The sequence below is a fragment of the Legionella longbeachae genome, assembly GCF_004283175.1.
GTDB classification, from domain to species: Bacteria; Pseudomonadota; Gammaproteobacteria; order Legionellales; family Legionellaceae; genus Legionella; species Legionella longbeachae.
In genome coordinates, this window is the sequence record NZ_RXNW01000013.1 from 93,934 (window position 1) to 110,795 (window position 16,862).

Here is a 16,862-nt window from a genome sequence, read left to right on the forward strand (position 1 = left end):
TTCCAATCAGTAATGAGATTCTAATCTTTACTTAATTTTCACTTGTTATAATCTATAACTTACCTCTTTGTTCAAAATATGGAAAATCAATATGATTGAAGTAGCTAGAAAAGCCCTTTTAGAGAACAATAAAGAAAGTTTTAAAAAAGCAATCGGACTATGTAGCTTAAAACAAATTAATGAAGTTGATGAACAAGGCAATACTCTATTACATATTGCAGTACAGAAAGGTTCATTAGGTTTCGTAAAATACCTGCTTGCTAAGGGAGTAGATATTTCTCTACTCAATAAGAACGGCGACAGTGCCTTACACCAGGCAGTACGACAAGGTTATTTTAATATTGTGCATGAAATGCTTGGAATATCACCAGCAGCAAAAGATAGAAAAAGAAAAGCTACATGGACTGATAAAGATCGCAGTGATAAATTAACTCTACTTAAAAATTCTCAGAGTAAAGCGTTGGCCCTGCTCAACACCCCTAATAACGAGGGTGAAATCCCCCTTATTATTGCAGCAAGACTAAACGATGATTTAATCTATAAGAAGCTCTTACTTCTTAAGTCTGCACCTGGTTATTCAAAAAATCAAATCGATAAAGCTTTAAGTCTGCGACAAAAACATATAGAAAACTTGAAAAATAAAAGTTTCTGGTCAGCAATTTTGGAAACTTTTTGTCCTTCAGCATCTGTAGCCGAGTTAACTGAGTCGTTTGCATATACTGGATTATTGGCAGGAGCAAGCGCAGCGGTGGGCTTAGGATTGAATATTGCCTTTGCCGTTATTTCCATCATAGGATTTAGCGCCATCATGTATGCAAACTATAAAAAAAATCAATCTGAAAAAAATGCTGCTGGAGAACTCGAAGAACTACAAGCAGAACAAGCTTTTTTACAAAGTATTAGAAAAAGGGTCGCATATCTTTCTTCACAACAATCGTTAACTGCTGATGACAAGAAAGAGCTAAAATTGATGCAAGAAGAATTAACGAATTCTATTCAAAAACCAATACTTGTAAAAGGCGATGAAAAAAGTGCTGCTGATTATGTAACCAGAAAAGATAAAACACTGGCTGCATTAAGTTCCGTAGGCAGCTTTTTATGCACATACTCCGGCTTATTAGGCATCACAGGCTTGGGCTTGGGTATCGCAGCTACAATCATGGGTACAAGTTTATCTGCTCTTATTGTTGCTACAGGCCCTATAGGAATAAGTGCCGCTCTGGGAGTGGGATTAATATTGGCTGGAGCTCTTGCCTTTTATCATTATCAAAGCAGAAAGCAAAGCTATTTGGTATTTGGAGAACAGCGAGAGCTTATCTACGAGCTCCAGTACGCGAATTATAAAGAACAACAAGACCTTATTCATGGTTCCGATAAAGTGCTTACCCACATTGATGAGTTACTGCAAGAATCTTCCCCAAAACCTATAAAATCCAGGAATGAAAACCCTGTCACGGAGAAAAATACGCCTGTACTTGATAAATACAATCATGGACATAAACCAGGTGAGATTTGTTCTATAGAAATAAAACAACTCACGAGTAATGGTTTTATGAAGCAAACTCAAAACGTAATGAATACAATAACGGTTAAAACTCTTAATACTGTGGATGAGCATATAGAAGCACCTAAAACAGCAAACATCGCATAAATAATATGTAAAAAGATACGCCGTATGGCGTATCATAAAAATCATTTAGTTAATAAGCTATAGCCATTGGATTGGTGCTCACCGATAGGTGATTTACTTACTTTAAATAGACCATGATTGATTAACGGTGCGCCAATCTCACAATCATCACCACTTGCAGATTTCGTTATGGTTTGATGCTTATCATTTAAACGATCTCTTAAATAATCAACAAGCCCCGCTTGCTTACTTCCAATTGCTTTATTCAGAGCTATGCGTACTGCATTTTTATCTGGAACATTTATGTCACATAAATATCGAACAATTTCCGGTTCCTGAAATTTAACCGCTAATATAAGTGCGTTGTTAATAGTGGATTGATCAAGTGCATCCATTTCATTCACACATAGATATTCAACAATCTCTTTTCTTCCCTTTTTTGCAGCAAGAAGCAACGATTCCTTTAGAGTTGATTTCCTTGGCGGGCTCATTGGATTACCACATAAAAATATAAACACTTCAGTATGATCATGATTAATCGCCTGATATAAAGCCTGAGTAATTGCATGCCGACTTGGTTTATTAGAAGAGGTCATCGAACAAAAATACTCAATTAAATGAAGATTTCCTGATTTTGCTGCACTTATAACCCCTTGCTCAATCACTGATTGTGTCGGCGGGTTAGTTAATGAGTTACAGAAGTAGATGACTAAATCCATATGCCCATTAATGATGGCTTGTTCAAATGCATTTTGGAACGTAGATTGAGATATTATTTTTTCAGGGGAATCATAAAAGTATTGAACTGCTGCCAAAAGGCCTAACTGACACGCTTTTATAAAAGTTCGCCCTATAACCCCAGGACGTGGAGTATTAGACGATAAATGGCAAAGTGTTTGTATAATTTTTAATTTTTGATGAAGGGTTGCTTGTTCAAATGCTTTTTCAACAGCAGATAACGTAGGTTTATTTTCTTCAGCTTCAGCAATAAATGAGATAACGTCAATAGCTTCTGCTTCTATTGCCAAATTAAATAAGTTATTGATCACTGATTGCTTAGGCAAAGCAAAAGAAGATTGATAAAAATAGGTAACAACATTCAAGTGGTTATTGATTATAGCCTGCTCCAAAATCGTAGCTATTTCATTAGTAGATGGCGCATAATCATAATTGTCATAAAAAAATTGGATAATATTTACTTGTCCTTGCTGAGCAGCAAAACGCACAACCGCCTCTATTTCATTTTCGGTTAAAAAGGTTGTATCGAGTTGTAAAAGATAATCCACTGTACTCCATTGATTTTCTTGTGCAGCATATAGGACCGCTTTATTAAAGAACTCTGGCTCAAGCTCATCTTCAAAAAGCTTAATTAAACCGAGATTACCGTATATTGCCGCTTTGTGAAAAACAGTTTTACCTTCATATTCTTTTTTCATCCAATCGAACCGCCCTACTGGATCAGTTTCTAATTTTTCAATAATCTGCTTTCTCAGTAATTCATTATCTATGGTCGCAAGCATTTCAATTAGTATTCGTTCGTACTCACTAACTGCATCTGAAGTTACAGGAGGCAACGACAGAGCCTCAATAAAAGCATCTAAATCAAACTTTTCTCCATGATGAAGAAATGCGATTTGAGCAACTTTTGCTTGAAAAGCATATTTATTTCCAAGAGTAAATTTTGTTTGTGGCTTGATAAGTCCCAGTACATTAAATTTTCGCGTCGCATCAAACCAGCTATCCTCAATGATCTGGTAATTGCGACTGTTAAATGAAGACTCCGCTGTTTGTTCAAGAATGCAATCATTAAATTGCCTTGCAATTGCTTCATAACGTTGAAACAGTAAAGGTCCGCTATCCGGGAATTTTTTTAACTGCCTTAGTAACTCTTCATCTTCAAGCAGATGTGGGTATCGCATCAGCTTATCAATAAGAACTTGAAATACTAATGATGTTTCGGGATGTTTTTTTCTCAAAAAGGCCATGAATAAGGCTGTTAATTGGTAAACAATTCCTGAATCATCAGGATGTTTTTTAGAAAATTGTTGAATAAGCTCCGCACTATTTTTTTCGTTAATTGCATCAAACAATTTAGGCTTATAGGGTATTAAATATAACACTGTTCCTTCATTATTAGACAATAGTTCTTGTACTGTACTATCATCAATCAAATCCGCCAAATTTTTTAAGACCGATGGAGAGTATTCAGACGCAAATAAATGAATAACTCCTGAAAGCTCTTCAATAACGAATTGCGGTTTATTCAGCGCATCTTTTAATGCTTCCTGCCATTTTGAATCAGTATATTCATTTGAGTTAATTATTGCTTCAATTAAAAATGGAAGTCCAAATATTTTATTTAAGCTTAAAAAATTCTCTGATATTTGTGAGAATTGGGATGGATTATGGAGGGGGGAAATTGTTAAAAGTTCATATTTTTGAAATACACCATCAAGTGAATATTGCTGTAGACCACGCTCATCACTAGCTGTTTTTTTCACTGTTTCTAAAAGGGTTTTCGTTTGGGGGAAACACCCAAGCAAAGTATATAATCGAACAACTTCATTATCCTTATCATGTAAGGTAAAGAAATGATATTTAAGAAAATCATGAAGCAAGTAGGTTTGTAATATTTTTTTAGCGCCAACTCCGCGGTGTAATAACCAGAGTATTAAGGCGGCAAACTGTTCTGTATCATCTATATAATTTTTGAATAATCCTACGAGTCCCAAGGGATTTTTTTGATGCGATAAAAACGTGTTTAATTTCAATAAATTTCTTTTAACTTTTTGAACATCTTCATCAATTTTTTTCTGGTGTAATGTTAGATCCACTTTTTCTTGTATTTCATCATAATCTTTAAATAATTCTTTATTTTCATTATAAAATTTAAGCGTACTTTCTTGATCCTCCTGAAGTACAACCAAAAACAATTGATACACTTTATTTGATAATTGAATTTGTGGTTGTTCTTTTTGAGCTTGCGACAACAAGTATTTTAATGTTATGAACAATAATGACTTTTCTGAAGAATGTTGACTACAGAATTTAAGGTACTTTACATATAAATCATTTTTTTCTAATTCATTAATTTTCTCAGTTACAGCACCCTTACTGTACCTCGCGATACGCACCTCTCTAAGTAGAGTTTGAGACGATTTTTCTGCTTGGCTTAGCTGCAAATCAAGAAGTTCGCGGGACAAAACCATATCGGAATAATGAAGTGCCGCTTCATCACCTTGAAGCCAGTTAAACAGTTCTTTGATGTCCATATTTTGACTCGATAGAAAAACATAAGAATAAGATGTACTACAAATGAACCCAAGTCAATCTAATATTTAATTAAAATCAATATTAAGGCGTGTTGATAATTCATCCCCAATACCTACATGCCGCGACATGTTCGTGGCATCCAGGCGATCTGAATCAATGGTAGATTTCTTCATCCAGATCTCGCCATTCTTGATTAAGATCCTCAATCCTATTTAACTTCCATTGTCTCCAATAATTTTTGAAACGTTTTTCACGTCGAGCAGCTTCTACATACGCTTCATGAACCTCATAACAAGGATTGGTGTATAACCATTCATTTTGACGACAACGGCAAATCCTTCTGCCTCACAAGGTCCTACAGCAACATGGATCATTTCAACATTCGATAAAACTATCAGATCCTATATAACTCGCAATTTAAAGTTTAATGAGTATAATTAAAAATTTTCGCCAAAGTGCAAGTTCTCATGCGATGAATTAAAAGAGTTCACGCGCCAGTTTTTCAAAAGAACTAATCAATAAGGATATAACTCATGAAAATATCTATCGTATTTGTAAACAACAAAAAATTAAATCCGAATGATTTAATATCTACCTCCCTGGATAGGATGAAGAGTTATATTGATAAAGAATTTCAGAGTCAGTATCAACTCCAAGAGTTAGAACACACTATTACGAAACAAAATCTAATGCTTAATTTTTCTTGTCGTTCTATGAGTAAGGAAATAGAAAATAATAACCACTTCGAAGAAATGAAAAACCTTCTTTCCAATAAAAATCACCTAAAAAAAATCCTTCACGCAGAAAATACATTTGATATTAAGGAAATAATTATCATTCCGACCAAAAAAGTAGAAGCAATAAAAAAAATAAATGCCAATACAACAAAAATAGATCCTTATTTTGCAGATTACTGCGCAAGACATCTTTCTTATTGCAAGGACATATTAAAACGAGATGTTCAGAATATCTGTATAGAATATGAACAGAAAGGAAATAACGACGAACATTGCACAGGAAAGCTCGAAGAAAGATACATTAAAAGCTCTCTAAATAATACTCGTGCAGCGAATTCAAATAATATTTATCACTGTTTTGCAACTGCTATATTAAAAAACGAAGCCTTCAAAAACAAACTATTATCCTCTGGAATCAGAGCCGTTCTAATGAAAAATAACGACAGGGACATTACCCTGGAGGTAGAAGTTTCTGATGAAGCACATTACTCTTACTCCATCAAAAAATCCAATTCGTTATTGACCCCCTATTCTGAGTCATCCCCACTCTTGGCAATGGGCATGTATGCAGTCAAAATAAATGGCGAAGATCCAGATCCTTTCGAACAAAACACACGCCTATTAAGTAGCAGCAATTACTTTTAGTAGCGTATTGCGATTTTCACAAAAAAATAATTGTATTTTTACAACCCGTATTAACCTAACTCCATACGGGTTAAATTTGTTCATCTCTATTAAGCTTTTTTAGTACTTTTTTAAGTTGAGACTTTATGATTTGTTGATGAAAAATACGAACCATTTTAAAGTAGCACTTTCCCCATATATTTTTAAATTGGATAAGCGTGGTAATTGTAATGGCCTGATCACCCTTTTTTAAAATCATGCGAACATCCAAATGCTTGTCATCCTCACCAAAAAGGAGTTCGCTTTCTGTTCGATTATAAAGTCTAAAAAGACCTATTTTTTGACCAATAACAAGATTAAAGGCAATCTCATTATCTCTACCAATTGATTGCGTTTTAAGTCCCATCCATCCTACCAAGGCATTCCTGATGATTAAAAGCTTGCGCGCCCATGCGGGTGAAGAACTAAAAAATAATTGAGCCACTCTTTCAATCGTAATATTTGAACTATCTATATGCTCCCCTAAAAACGCATCAGAATAATCAATTCTTGGAAGTGCATTATGAATCAGATCATTATTCAATACTGTGATTTTTCTTATCACAATTAACGGTCGTGAAGAACATGTCACATTCAATTTATATATACCCTATTGAATCAATAGGGTATATATTGAAGGCATTTAGGGTGAAAATCAAATGATACTGCCCCAATGTTTGACGTTCTTATTCCCGAGTCCACATTATTTATTTTGGAATTGGGCGAATAATTGCAATGTCTTTTCTTTGGATATCTGTCCAACTGAACTTAAATCAGTAAGCTGTTGGCCTTGCTTATCATAAAAAAGCATAGTCGGAATGCCATAAATATGAAACGCTTGACGAATTTTGGCGACTTCATCTGTCTTTTCACTGATATCAACACGAAGATTTACAAAACCTTGCATTGCATTAATAACTGCGGCTTGATTAAAAACATACTTATCCATAGCCTGACAGTCGCTGCACCATCCAGCATAAAACTCAATAAAAACACGCTCATTATTTGCCTTGGCCTCAGCTAATTTAGCATTTACTTCTTCAAGTGTATGAACCTCGGTAAATGGAGAACGCGAAACCGATTGAATCACAGACGCAGGTATAAATGTTTGATACATTAACGCCCCTGCCCCCATTATAGATAATAGGGCGATACCTTGCATCAACCGTCCAACCATTCCTTGCTCCAGACGAAAAGCACCCAAAACCCAAGCATTCAAGAGCAAAACAACAATCCACAACAAATTAATCCAAAACTGGGGTACGACACGGCTTAATAACCAAACAGCCATAGAAAACATCATGATGGCAAATACTTGTTTGATACGTACCATCCAAGGACCTGAACCCGGCAAAATACGACCGTATCCAGCACCTACAATCAACAAAGGTAGTCCCATTCCCAAAGCCAAAACAAATAACAGTAAACCACCTTGGAAAACATGATTGCCCTGGGCAATATAGGTTAAGATCCCAATTAAAGGAGCTGTGACACAGGGTGATACAACCAATGTGGATAGAACTCCCATTAAAGTTGCGGAGAGCATTCCATGTTGTCGTGAACGACGAGGAATAAACCGCACAATTGCCGGTAGTCGAAACTCAAAAACACCCAGCAACCATAATGCCATCAATATAAATAACAAACTGAAACTTCCGATAATGATTGGCTGTTGCATTAGAGTTTGTACCGTCGAACCTAGCCATGCTGCCAACATTCCTGCTATTGCATAGGTAACGGCCATCCCGAGCACATACCCTAGGGACAATTTAAAAGCTTGGGAGCCAGTATTAGCACCTTGGCCAGTGATGATGCTGGATAAAATGGGCACCATAGGTAAAACACAAGGAGTAAACGCCAGTAAGATCCCCAAACCAAAGAAAATTGCCAGATAAAAAATCGGGCTATGATTTTGTATAAACATCATCGTATCTGCAGGGTTAATACCAATACCCGAAGCAAAAGTAGAATAGGAGAAAAATGTCATCAATAGAGACAAAATTAGTTTTTTCATTTTGATTCCTTAAAATTATTTTTTAAATTTAAAAATAAAATAGGATCAAATAGGAGGGCGATAAATTTCATCCAATGGAGTATTGTATTTTGAAAAAACAAGTAAAAAACTCAACAGTCCAATAAGGCATTGAAGTATTAATTTGGAAGTCAAATAAGACTCGTCTTGCAGCCAATAAGACGTAGAGAAACAGCTACTGCTCACAACTTGTTGTGGGGAACAAGGTGTTACCGCAAAAGAAAGAAAACCAGGGGAAGCTATACTTTGTTTCGGACATGTTGGCAACTTGAGTGGTGCAATAAAGAGAGCACTCATAAGTAACAACATGACAAGCGAGCGATATTTGTCCATTTGTTTACCTTAGCATACAGCATACAAAAAAATCAATGTTCTCCTATTTTGAACCTTATTTAATATAGAACGATAGACACTCAATCAAGTTCATTTACAATGAGGGTTGCATAAGGCTTATATTTAAAAAGGCATATAAAATGTTTGGTAAAATACTAAAAAGTATCTCTATGCTAACTGCTGGTTATACAACTTATACGTTAATCTATGAAACACAAAGGGAACATGAAATCAAAACTAATGTGGAAATAACTCATTGTGAAGATCTCGTAAAAGAATCATCCGAATTTGAAGAAATAGGCAAGCCAACTCATGGAACGCTTTCATCAGCTTACGTGAAACATAAAAATACTGGGATGATATATGTCAAAAAAGGAGCCCATTCTCGTGAGGATATAGTAAAAGAATTAATGATTTCCAATGCACTTCATGAAATTCGCAAAGAACAACCTGAGTGCCTAATTTTACAAACAAAAAAAAGAAATGGCTTCCAATACCATACTTTATCTCGTAAATTTGATAATACCCAAGATGTTGAGGAGTTTGTACGTGAAGGAAAAACAGGGGAATTAAAAAATAAAAAGGTAGTAGGACTCGAGGAGACACTCATAACAGATCACATTCTTGGCAAACAATCAGATACCAAACTTGCAAATATGATTGTCCGCAATGACGGAGAACGATTGGTTTTTACTACAATTGATCATGAAAGAGCTGTTACCCCAACTAGCCTAGGCTTTTTTCATTCCAGTTCTCCTACGTACCCTACCAATAAATGGACTCTTATTCGATCCATACATGATCTAAATGAAAAAAATGAGGATAATCACGCAGGACTGGCTAGCGATGCCAGAGCAAATGAATTTGGTAAACTGGCGTTAAGTATTATGGATGACAAGATAATTAATGACTATTATGAGAAATTAGCCATAGCGAATTTGGATCCAGTTTTAGATCAATGCAATAAACTCGCGAAAGCAAGTAAAAACAGCCTAGTGAAACTACGTGATTGTGTTGGTTATCAACTCTTTTTTAAAGAAATGCAAAAAAAGGCCCGTGAACAAACAGAAAGTTTTGAGCACGAAAACAATAATTCGGTTATTCGCTAAATAGATAAAACTAACATTGGCCTTCTGGAATGCATTTCTATTTACAGCCCTATTTATGTAGAACAAACTGCTTGTAACTCATCCGTTCCTAAATTGATAAGGTTGATTTGTGTACCTGATTCAGCACTCACCGATAAAGTACTGTTGCTGTTAACTTGAATTAAAGTACCTTGACCAGTAGAGAGTTTTTTCCCATTAATAATGCCGCTATTTTTTAGTATATTGATTTTAATTTTACTGTTCTTTGGATGTATGCTTTGCACAACGCACGTAGCATTTAATGTCCAAAGAGTGTTATTTGCGAGTAACTTGGTTTCGTTAGGGCTGAGTTTAATTATTTTTTGCGCGTTTGCTTGAAAACAGAATAATTCAAAAATAATAAAAAGAGACAAAGTTAGAGTTTTATTCACGCTGCATCCTTAATGATCTAGGCATCAAACCAGGTCAATTACTGTATTTTAAGGCCATATTTTAACCACAAATCATTAAGGCATTATTAACATATGCTAACAGCTAGCTCGAATTAGCCCAAAATAACTATCTGTGGACACTTTTGATTTATCAAAAAGTTTCTTCTTCCAATCGAACTTTGTTCTCTTTAATTTGACAACAATTATGCGTCTTTGCTACAGCGATTTTTTAGTATCCTAGGGAAAAAAGGCCCTAAATTACGAATAAAATCAAAAGTCATAACAAATGCCCCCAGAGCAAAAACTACATCTCCAGGTAATCGTAACCATTGCCACAAAAGGGTTGTGTCATAAAATTCGATGCTTCTTGAATGGGCAAAACCATGCTCATAAACATCCATTAATTGAGACCATCCTATAGGGAAAAAATTGAGTACGATCCATAATAAAAGGCCGATGTTATAGAGCCAAAATGCCCATGTGCCCAAGCGATCACTCCACGATATACGATCACCAGCGGCATAACGCAAGCAAAAATAAATTAGGCCAAGACCAAGTAGACCAAAAGCTCCGAACAATGCTGTATGAGCATGGTTAAGCGTTAAAAAAGTTCCATGTTCATAATAATTAACCAACGGGGCATTCAGTGTCCCACCACCAAATACTCCGGCGCCAACAAAATTCCAAAAAGAAGCTCCCAAGATATAAAGGTAGGCCAAATTATAGGTAAAATCACCTTGGCGTTTAATCAATTGTCGATGCTCAATTGCATCAATAATGAGTAGAACTAAAGGCAAAACCTCAATAAAGGAAAACATTGAACCAAGGGGTACCCAGATATCAGGGGTACCTGTCCAGTACCAATGGTGTCCTGTGCCAATAACCCCTCCTAAAAAAATAAGGATAGTTTCAAAGTACATGGTTCGCTCCGCAAGTACTCTTGAGACCAAACCTGTTCCCATCAAAAGATAAGCAGTTGCACACGCTGCAAAAAACTCAAACGATTGCTCAACCCAAAGATGAACAACCCACCAACGCCAAAAATCAGTAATGGTAAACGACTTTTCAATGCCTGTTAATGGAATCATTCCAAAACAATACAAGACAGCGACATTAGCCGTACTGGCCCAAAAAAGATGCTCCAACCGAATACGCCCAGTCCAAAATTGTATGGTTGCTTCTTTAATCTCTTTATAACCAGGCCACATGCCACGAAAAACGATAACACTCCAAAGAAATAACCCCAGGCAAAATCCAATTTGCCATAAGCGTCCAAGCTGCAAATAAGAAAGTCCTTGATTACCAAGCCAAAACCAGTACTGATCGATATATCCCATAATCCCTAAGTAATCACCAATAATAGCCCCACCAACTATAAAAAGAGTAACCCAAAATAAAGCACTGACTAAAAAACCCTGGCCCTTCGCCTCTTTCTTGCTAATAATTGGCGTCATAAATACTGCAGCGCTGATCCAAGAAAGAGCAATCCAGACAATAGGCGTTTGTATATGAACGTCGCGTAAAAAATTAAAGGGTAAATAATCATTAATCTGAATACCGTAAAAACCTGTACGTTCAGAATAATAATGCGCCATAATAGCTCCTACACCAATCTGAAGGAGCAATACAAGCGCAACTATCATAAAATACTGCCCCACTTTGCGTTGACTTGATGTCAACGGTTTAAAAGTCATAAAAAGCGGTGTCTTAGGAGCATTATCAGGAGCAGCAAGATAGCGATGATAAATATATAAAACAGCACCAAAACCCAAAAAGACGAAACAGAATGAGACCCAGGTCCAGTAAAAAGTAGATGGCGTTGGGGTATTTCCCATAGTAGGCTCATAAGGCCAGTTATTAGTGTAGGAGCTGTTTTGTCCAGGTCGATGAGCAATAGTAGTCAATGAAGAGTAAATAAGGAAATCTGCTGTTTGCAAAGCACTTTGATTATTCAGGCTATACGCTTTAGTCCACCCTTTCTTTGCATCATGATTCATTAAAGTAAATGCAATTTCCTGTTTGAGTTGTAGAACTGAATCTGCAACAGGCTGAGAAAAAATACTAATGGGTTTATTTAATTGGATATTTTGTAACTCGTGCTGCATGTTCCTTCTTACTAAGTATTTTTTTTCCTCAGGCAAATCAATAAAAGATCTACCATAATTCAGTTGGGATGTTTTTTCTTCAATAAGGCGACCTAACCGTAGTAAATATTTTGCAGTATAATCTTCTCCAAAATAAGATCCCATACCATAAAGACTTCCATAATCCATCAAATCTGCACGTTGAAATCCAGCTTTGCCTGCAACAATATCCTCTTCAGTCATGATGACCTGGCCTGATTGGGTTTGAAATTGTTGAGGTAAAGGTGGAGCAAGTTGGTAGGTTTTATAAGTGCCCCATATCAATACAACAAAACATACAAGAGCAGTGAACAATAAAATCCATTTTAAAACTAAAGCGACTGGATCATTACCTGATTGTGAATATTCTGATATTGCCCTTTTATTTTGAATCATTGTTTCACTCCATGAAACATCGTTTAATTGCTTTAAAATGATGTCCATAAAATACATCACTTACGATGGACTGAAAAGCCCCATCAGCAAGAAAAATTATTTTTAAATTTATTTGGGTGTGTTGTTCAATACACCCTGGTTGTTCCTTTGGAACCACAAACATGGACTCATAATTCTTGAAGATTATTTAAATGGATTAATGCTCGTTCTCTACTTACGTTTCAGGATAAACCCCTTGCTAATTAAGTACGCAAGGAGCATAAACTAAAGGTGATACGAGAAGCGGGTAATCGCTACACCGAATTTAAAACGCTTCTTAAAAAAAATCTTATTGCTTTTATAGGTTAGAGTTTTTGCGCGAACAAAAAACCAAACAAACCAGATATTGGCCTTCCCTGTTCATCTTGCTTATGCAGATGGCCTACTGTTTCTTTATATTCAAGTATAGACCACCCCCAGTCTTGATACAGATGATAAAGTTCCTCTTTTTTCGGTAAAAAAGTGAAGGAACCCGGGAGTGAATAAAGATCTGATTGAATAGGAAAAACTAAAAAATGATAACCATTTTTATTGGTCATCTCTTGAAGCTCCCCTAACAATACAGGAACGCGTTGCGCTTCTAAAAATTGCAAAGTGACTGTTGCAATCATGAAATCAAAGCAATCTGGTTTAAGCTTTAAGGGGTGATTTAAATCATGCAATATACAATCGACCCCAGACAGGACTTCTTTTTGCACTATATCTTGAATTGTCTGCAATGCCGATTGGTTGTAATCAATCCCAGTAACCTTATGGCCCATTTTTGTTAAATACAACAAATTTCTACCTGAACCACAGCCTACATCAAGAATCGTTAAGCCTTGTAAATGACGCAAATAAGTCTGATAAACATATACCAAATCACTGTGCGCAGCACCCAATCCATATTTTTTATTAAAATAACGTTGGGGCATACAATAAAACTCAAGGTTTGCATGAAATGGCTCACTAACAGGAATAATTTTATGCCATGCTGCAGGGGGAATCAGTATTTGAGGATGCTGTTTATCGATTCGGGTACGTGACAACTCTTGCCCCTGGCCATTTAGGAATACAAAATCAATGGCTCCCTCTATTAGAGAAAGCCAGCCCCAAGTTCCTTCTTTGGTACTGTGCTTTTCCAGAAAAAACTTTAATTTTCCATTGCTGTCAATTTCGATCTGTTTATAGCACATTAACTCACTGTATTCGGATTTCATGATGCGCCTTTTATTTTTTGTTATTGATAATTTTTAATTCACTATTTGTTTTATCAGGAGCTAGTTCTAATTCAAGGTTGATTAAAAGGGTGCGCTCGTTTGCCAGTTTGTCGGCCAATTGATGGTTTACATCCCTATGATCCTCCTCATCCTTACGTACTGCTAATAGGACGTCTCGTAATTGTGCATTGGAAGACAATCCCCAATAACTTTTAGCAATTTCAGGTGCTGGACAATTTTCAATATGCCCTTCATCCAATTCTTGTAAATAATGGGTATAGCTGATAACAGCTTCTTCTTCAAGATAACCAACAAAGCGATGGGCTGTTTTTGAAGAAATAACATACATTAAAAAATATAAAATTACGAAAATAGCTTGTGCTATAAAAATAATAAATCGTTCAAACCAATTAGGCTTGGCAATATACATAAAAGTAATCAAATGCATTCGTTCATTTTCCGCTTCATCCAATAAAGTTTTAATCCAACCCTCATCATTTTTGATTTTTCTTAAGCAGCGTAAATGCAATAAAGCAGCTCCAACCATGCCAGGAACCGCAGCTACTGTTTCTAGCACTATAGCGCGATTTCCATAACGTCTCTGAAAAAATGTGTCCGCAAAAAATCGAAAAAACTTCACAAGACCATAGGCAAATCTATCACTGAAGGTTTTTGCAGGCTTATGGATTGCTGACATGATACGCTCCTTTCCGGTAGTTATATCAGGTATTATAATAAAGATGTATTTAAAATACAACTTTAAAAAGAATGCTCACATATCTATTTTATCGATGAAAACCTACTAATTTGATACCCATTTCATGCTCACAATACTGTTTTTAAACCCTTATTCCAATTTTGCATGAGGTATACTTTTTGTGAGACAAAAGAATAAAAATCAGCTCATCTATTGTCGATAAACTAGCTACATTAAACTTATGCTCAGAGAATGTATCCCAAATTTTTTTAAAAAATACCTATTATCTCTCTTGAAAAAGAGCCTGGTTTAATTTACATCCAGTAAATTGGGATTATGAACAATTTTATCTTTATCTATACGCGATAATTTTTTAATGTAACGCTCAACGTTCATTGCTTTTAATTTACCTTCTTTAATTTCCCAAAACTGAGCAATTTTTAGTGGTTTAAAACTACGCGTGTACTTACATCCACCGGTTCCGTCAACATGAGATTGGTAGCGTTTTCCAAGATTATTAGTATAACCTGTATAATAAGAATTGTTTTCACAAAGCAACATATACACCCAATAAGATGCATCGCTCATCTCTAATACTCCTTATGCAAATGGTTCCTGTACAATAAATACCAGCGTAAAAAATATCAAACAGACTTCCGTTAATCAGTCAATTTACTTAATAAAAATAGTCGAATCAGCAAGCTGCTCTAAGATTGCTGAAAATAGATGTCCATTTTGGCTTTTTCCTCTTCCATCTCTTGAATCCCTAATTGAATCATTGTTTTTAAAATAACTTCTGGATAATAATAACAGGGTGATGATGGAGAACGCCTTGCCCCCTCATTGTGAGCTAATTCCATTTTCTCAAGAACTTTTTCATAAAAACTCATATCATCTTCATCTGTAGTAGCAATAACCCCATCAAGATAAAAACAGCTCCCACAAGAAGCTATATGGTTTCTATCGTTATCAAGTAGCACAAAATGCGTATCTCGAAGTTCTGGAACTGGGCGAAAAAGGCCATGTAATCGATAAGGCTTTAAAAGTGTGGCTATATTTTTTTGTTGTATCCCCAGTTTTTCACTGTCATGCTGAGGATTGAGAAATAAGGATTGGTTAAACCGATAACTTGCTCTCTCTGATAAATTGCATAATTGGGAAATAATAGAAAGTACTGGCCTTAGCCATAATCCTGAAGTAAATATAACGATATCATCGCCTGCATCATAAATACTTTCAATCATCGTTTTGAGCTTATCAGGATTTATAACAAAAAAATAATAACCACTATTTACAATATAATTTGAAAGCGTATGGCGAGAATGGATCCGCTTTAGCATCTTTATACTCTCATAAGTATTCCCATGCTTCTTAAATTCAAGCTCGTCCAGTGCAATAAATGTTGTTTCATCAAGATCGAGTAATAATGTTGACTTGTACGATTTCTTCGGGGGCATTGGTCACCTAAAATCAATTTACTTAATTTATATTAAAGCAACTAATTATTTTGAGAAACGCTCATTTTCAGTACTCTTAATGCTGACGATAGCTGAGTCAACGATTGGTCAATAAAAATAAAATACACATTTTTATTATTTTAATGTATGTTACTCGCTAAAATGTTTATTACTCGGTTGCAAACAATGACCATCTATTTTTTATTTGGTAAAACTGGATCAGGAAAAAGTTACATAGGAAGGCTACTCGAACAGCTAAACATCCTCCATATCGATGGCGATAAACACATTACACCAAGGATGCTAGACTGTTTAATTGAAGATGAGCAAATGACTTCAGAAATGATTGATGAATTTGTCAATGTCTTGATTGATATTATCAAGACACAAAAGGAAAAAACTCCGACACAGAGTTTTGTTATTTCGCAAGCCATGTATCTCGATAAAAACCGACTTAAATTATTAAATGCTATACCCGAGCTTAAATTTGTAATGATTGATGCCCCACCAAGACTACGAGAAAATTTTATCAACAGTCGATTTCAAAATAAAGAAAGTAAAGTAAGCCCACAATATGCCAAGGAGATGGATAAATTTTTTGAGAAACCTTCCCATGAAATAATATTATTTGAAAACAATGAAAAAACAGATGAAGCGCTGATCGAACAAATCCATGAACAAATGCCCGCTCTCTTTAACAGCGCAGTAAAAGAAGAATTAAACTCATCTAAGCAACTACAATTTAATTAAACCCTAAAATGATG

General features: G+C 35.5%; 14 protein-coding genes and 1 pseudogene. 4 read left to right on the plus strand and 11 right to left on the minus strand.

The window, feature by feature from the left end:
* Positions 1-91 precede the first annotated feature (91 nt).
* Positions 92-1,651: an ankyrin repeat domain-containing protein gene (locus EKG34_RS13725; RefSeq protein ID WP_003631852.1), complete on the plus strand. Its 1,560-nt coding sequence runs from the start codon at positions 92-94 to the stop codon at positions 1,649-1,651.
* A 41-nt stretch (positions 1,652-1,692) separates the two neighbouring features.
* On the opposite strand, the gene EKG34_RS13730 is transcribed toward EKG34_RS13725, so the two are convergent.
* Together EKG34_RS13730 and EKG34_RS19090 are read right to left on the minus strand one after the other, a co-directional pair.
* On the minus strand, positions 1,693-4,902 hold the full coding sequence (locus EKG34_RS13730) for an ankyrin repeat domain-containing protein (protein WP_003631853.1): 3,210 nt from the start codon (positions 4,900-4,902) through the stop codon (positions 1,693-1,695).
* A gap of 154 nt (positions 4,903-5,056) precedes the next feature.
* Positions 5,057-5,194, minus strand: a pseudogene (locus tag EKG34_RS19090) (GIY-YIG nuclease family protein); the annotation flags it as partial.
* Positions 5,195-5,436: 242 nt separating this feature from the next.
* Between EKG34_RS19090 and EKG34_RS13740 the strand changes: the two are divergent.
* Positions 5,437-6,285 (plus strand): hypothetical protein, encoded by an 849-nt coding sequence (locus EKG34_RS13740; protein ID WP_003631855.1) that lies wholly within the window; start codon positions 5,437-5,439, stop codon positions 6,283-6,285.
* 70 nt (positions 6,286-6,355) lie between these two features.
* Here the strand turns inward: EKG34_RS13740 and EKG34_RS13745 are convergent, their stop codons facing one another.
* The 3 genes from EKG34_RS13745 to EKG34_RS13755 form a co-directional block, all read right to left on the minus strand.
* Positions 6,356-6,868, minus strand: a complete 513-nt coding sequence (locus EKG34_RS13745; protein WP_158304177.1) for a DUF2867 domain-containing protein — start codon at positions 6,866-6,868, stop codon at positions 6,356-6,358.
* 138 nt (positions 6,869-7,006) lie between these two features.
* Positions 7,007-8,317: a protein-disulfide reductase DsbD family protein gene (locus tag EKG34_RS13750; RefSeq protein ID WP_003631857.1), complete on the minus strand. Its 1,311-nt coding sequence runs from the start codon at positions 8,315-8,317 to the stop codon at positions 7,007-7,009.
* 45 nt (positions 8,318-8,362) lie between these two features.
* Entirely contained in the window at positions 8,363-8,668 is a 306-nt protein-coding gene (locus tag EKG34_RS13755) for a hypothetical protein (RefSeq protein WP_003631858.1), read from the minus strand.
* 140 nt (positions 8,669-8,808) lie between these two features.
* Between EKG34_RS13755 and EKG34_RS13760 the strand changes: the two genes are divergently transcribed.
* Positions 8,809-9,777, plus strand: a complete 969-nt coding sequence (locus tag EKG34_RS13760; RefSeq protein ID WP_003631859.1) for a hypothetical protein — start codon at positions 8,809-8,811, stop codon at positions 9,775-9,777.
* Between the two features lie 53 nt (positions 9,778-9,830).
* Here EKG34_RS13760 and EKG34_RS13765 read toward each other — a convergent pair whose 3' ends face one another.
* From EKG34_RS13765 to EKG34_RS13790, 6 genes are all read right to left on the minus strand, one after another.
* Positions 9,831-10,187: a hypothetical protein gene (locus EKG34_RS13765; protein ID WP_003631860.1), complete on the minus strand. Its 357-nt coding sequence runs from the start codon at positions 10,185-10,187 to the stop codon at positions 9,831-9,833.
* Between the two features lie 203 nt (positions 10,188-10,390).
* Positions 10,391-12,706: a nitric-oxide reductase large subunit gene (locus EKG34_RS13770; RefSeq protein ID WP_003631861.1), complete on the minus strand. Its 2,316-nt coding sequence runs from the start codon at positions 12,704-12,706 to the stop codon at positions 10,391-10,393.
* A 344-nt stretch (positions 12,707-13,050) separates the two neighbouring features.
* On the minus strand, positions 13,051-13,944 hold the full coding sequence (gene tehB / locus EKG34_RS13775) for an SAM-dependent methyltransferase TehB (protein WP_080619792.1): 894 nt from the start codon (positions 13,942-13,944) through the stop codon (positions 13,051-13,053).
* A gap of 10 nt (positions 13,945-13,954) precedes the next feature.
* A complete protein-coding gene (locus EKG34_RS13780; RefSeq protein ID WP_012979042.1) occupies positions 13,955-14,641 on the minus strand; it encodes an alternative oxidase in 687 nt (228 codons plus the stop codon).
* Positions 14,642-14,950: 309 nt separating this feature from the next.
* Entirely contained in the window at positions 14,951-15,229 is a 279-nt protein-coding gene (locus EKG34_RS13785; RefSeq protein WP_003631865.1) for a GIY-YIG nuclease family protein, read from the minus strand.
* Between the two features lie 119 nt (positions 15,230-15,348).
* A complete protein-coding gene (locus tag EKG34_RS13790; RefSeq protein ID WP_003631866.1) occupies positions 15,349-16,098 on the minus strand; it encodes a hypothetical protein in 750 nt (249 codons plus the stop codon).
* Between the two features lie 186 nt (positions 16,099-16,284).
* Between EKG34_RS13790 and EKG34_RS13795 the strand changes: the two genes are divergently transcribed.
* Positions 16,285-16,848, plus strand: a complete 564-nt coding sequence (locus EKG34_RS13795) for a hypothetical protein (RefSeq protein ID WP_012979041.1) — start codon at positions 16,285-16,287, stop codon at positions 16,846-16,848.
* Positions 16,849-16,862 lie beyond the last annotated feature (14 nt).

Coding starts and splice junctions, on each gene's coding strand:
- EKG34_RS13725 (WP_003631852.1), top strand. CDS start 92: ATGATTGAAGTAGCTAGAAAAGCCCTTTTAGAGAACAATAAAGAAAGT.
- EKG34_RS13730 (WP_003631853.1), bottom strand. CDS start 4,902: ATGGACATCAAAGAACTGTTTAACTGGCTTCAAGGTGATGAAGCGGCA.
- EKG34_RS13740 (WP_003631855.1), top strand. CDS start 5,437: ATGAAAATATCTATCGTATTTGTAAACAACAAAAAATTAAATCCGAAT.
- EKG34_RS13750 (WP_003631857.1), bottom strand. CDS start 8,317: ATGAAAAAACTAATTTTGTCTCTATTGATGACATTTTTCTCCTATTCT.
- EKG34_RS13755 (WP_003631858.1), bottom strand. CDS start 8,668: ATGGACAAATATCGCTCGCTTGTCATGTTGTTACTTATGAGTGCTCTC.
- EKG34_RS13760 (WP_003631859.1), top strand. CDS start 8,809: ATGTTTGGTAAAATACTAAAAAGTATCTCTATGCTAACTGCTGGTTAT.
- EKG34_RS13770 (WP_003631861.1), bottom strand. CDS start 12,706: ATGATTCAAAATAAAAGGGCAATATCAGAATATTCACAATCAGGTAAT.
- tehB (WP_080619792.1), bottom strand. CDS start 13,944: ATGAAATCCGAATACAGTGAGTTAATGTGCTATAAACAGATCGAAATT.
- EKG34_RS13780 (WP_012979042.1), bottom strand. CDS start 14,641: ATGTCAGCAATCCATAAGCCTGCAAAAACCTTCAGTGATAGATTTGCC.
- EKG34_RS13785 (WP_003631865.1), bottom strand. CDS start 15,229: ATGAGCGATGCATCTTATTGGGTGTATATGTTGCTTTGTGAAAACAAT.
- EKG34_RS13790 (WP_003631866.1), bottom strand. CDS start 16,098: ATGCCCCCGAAGAAATCGTACAAGTCAACATTATTACTCGATCTTGAT.
- EKG34_RS13795 (WP_012979041.1), top strand. CDS start 16,285: ATGACCATCTATTTTTTATTTGGTAAAACTGGATCAGGAAAAAGTTAC.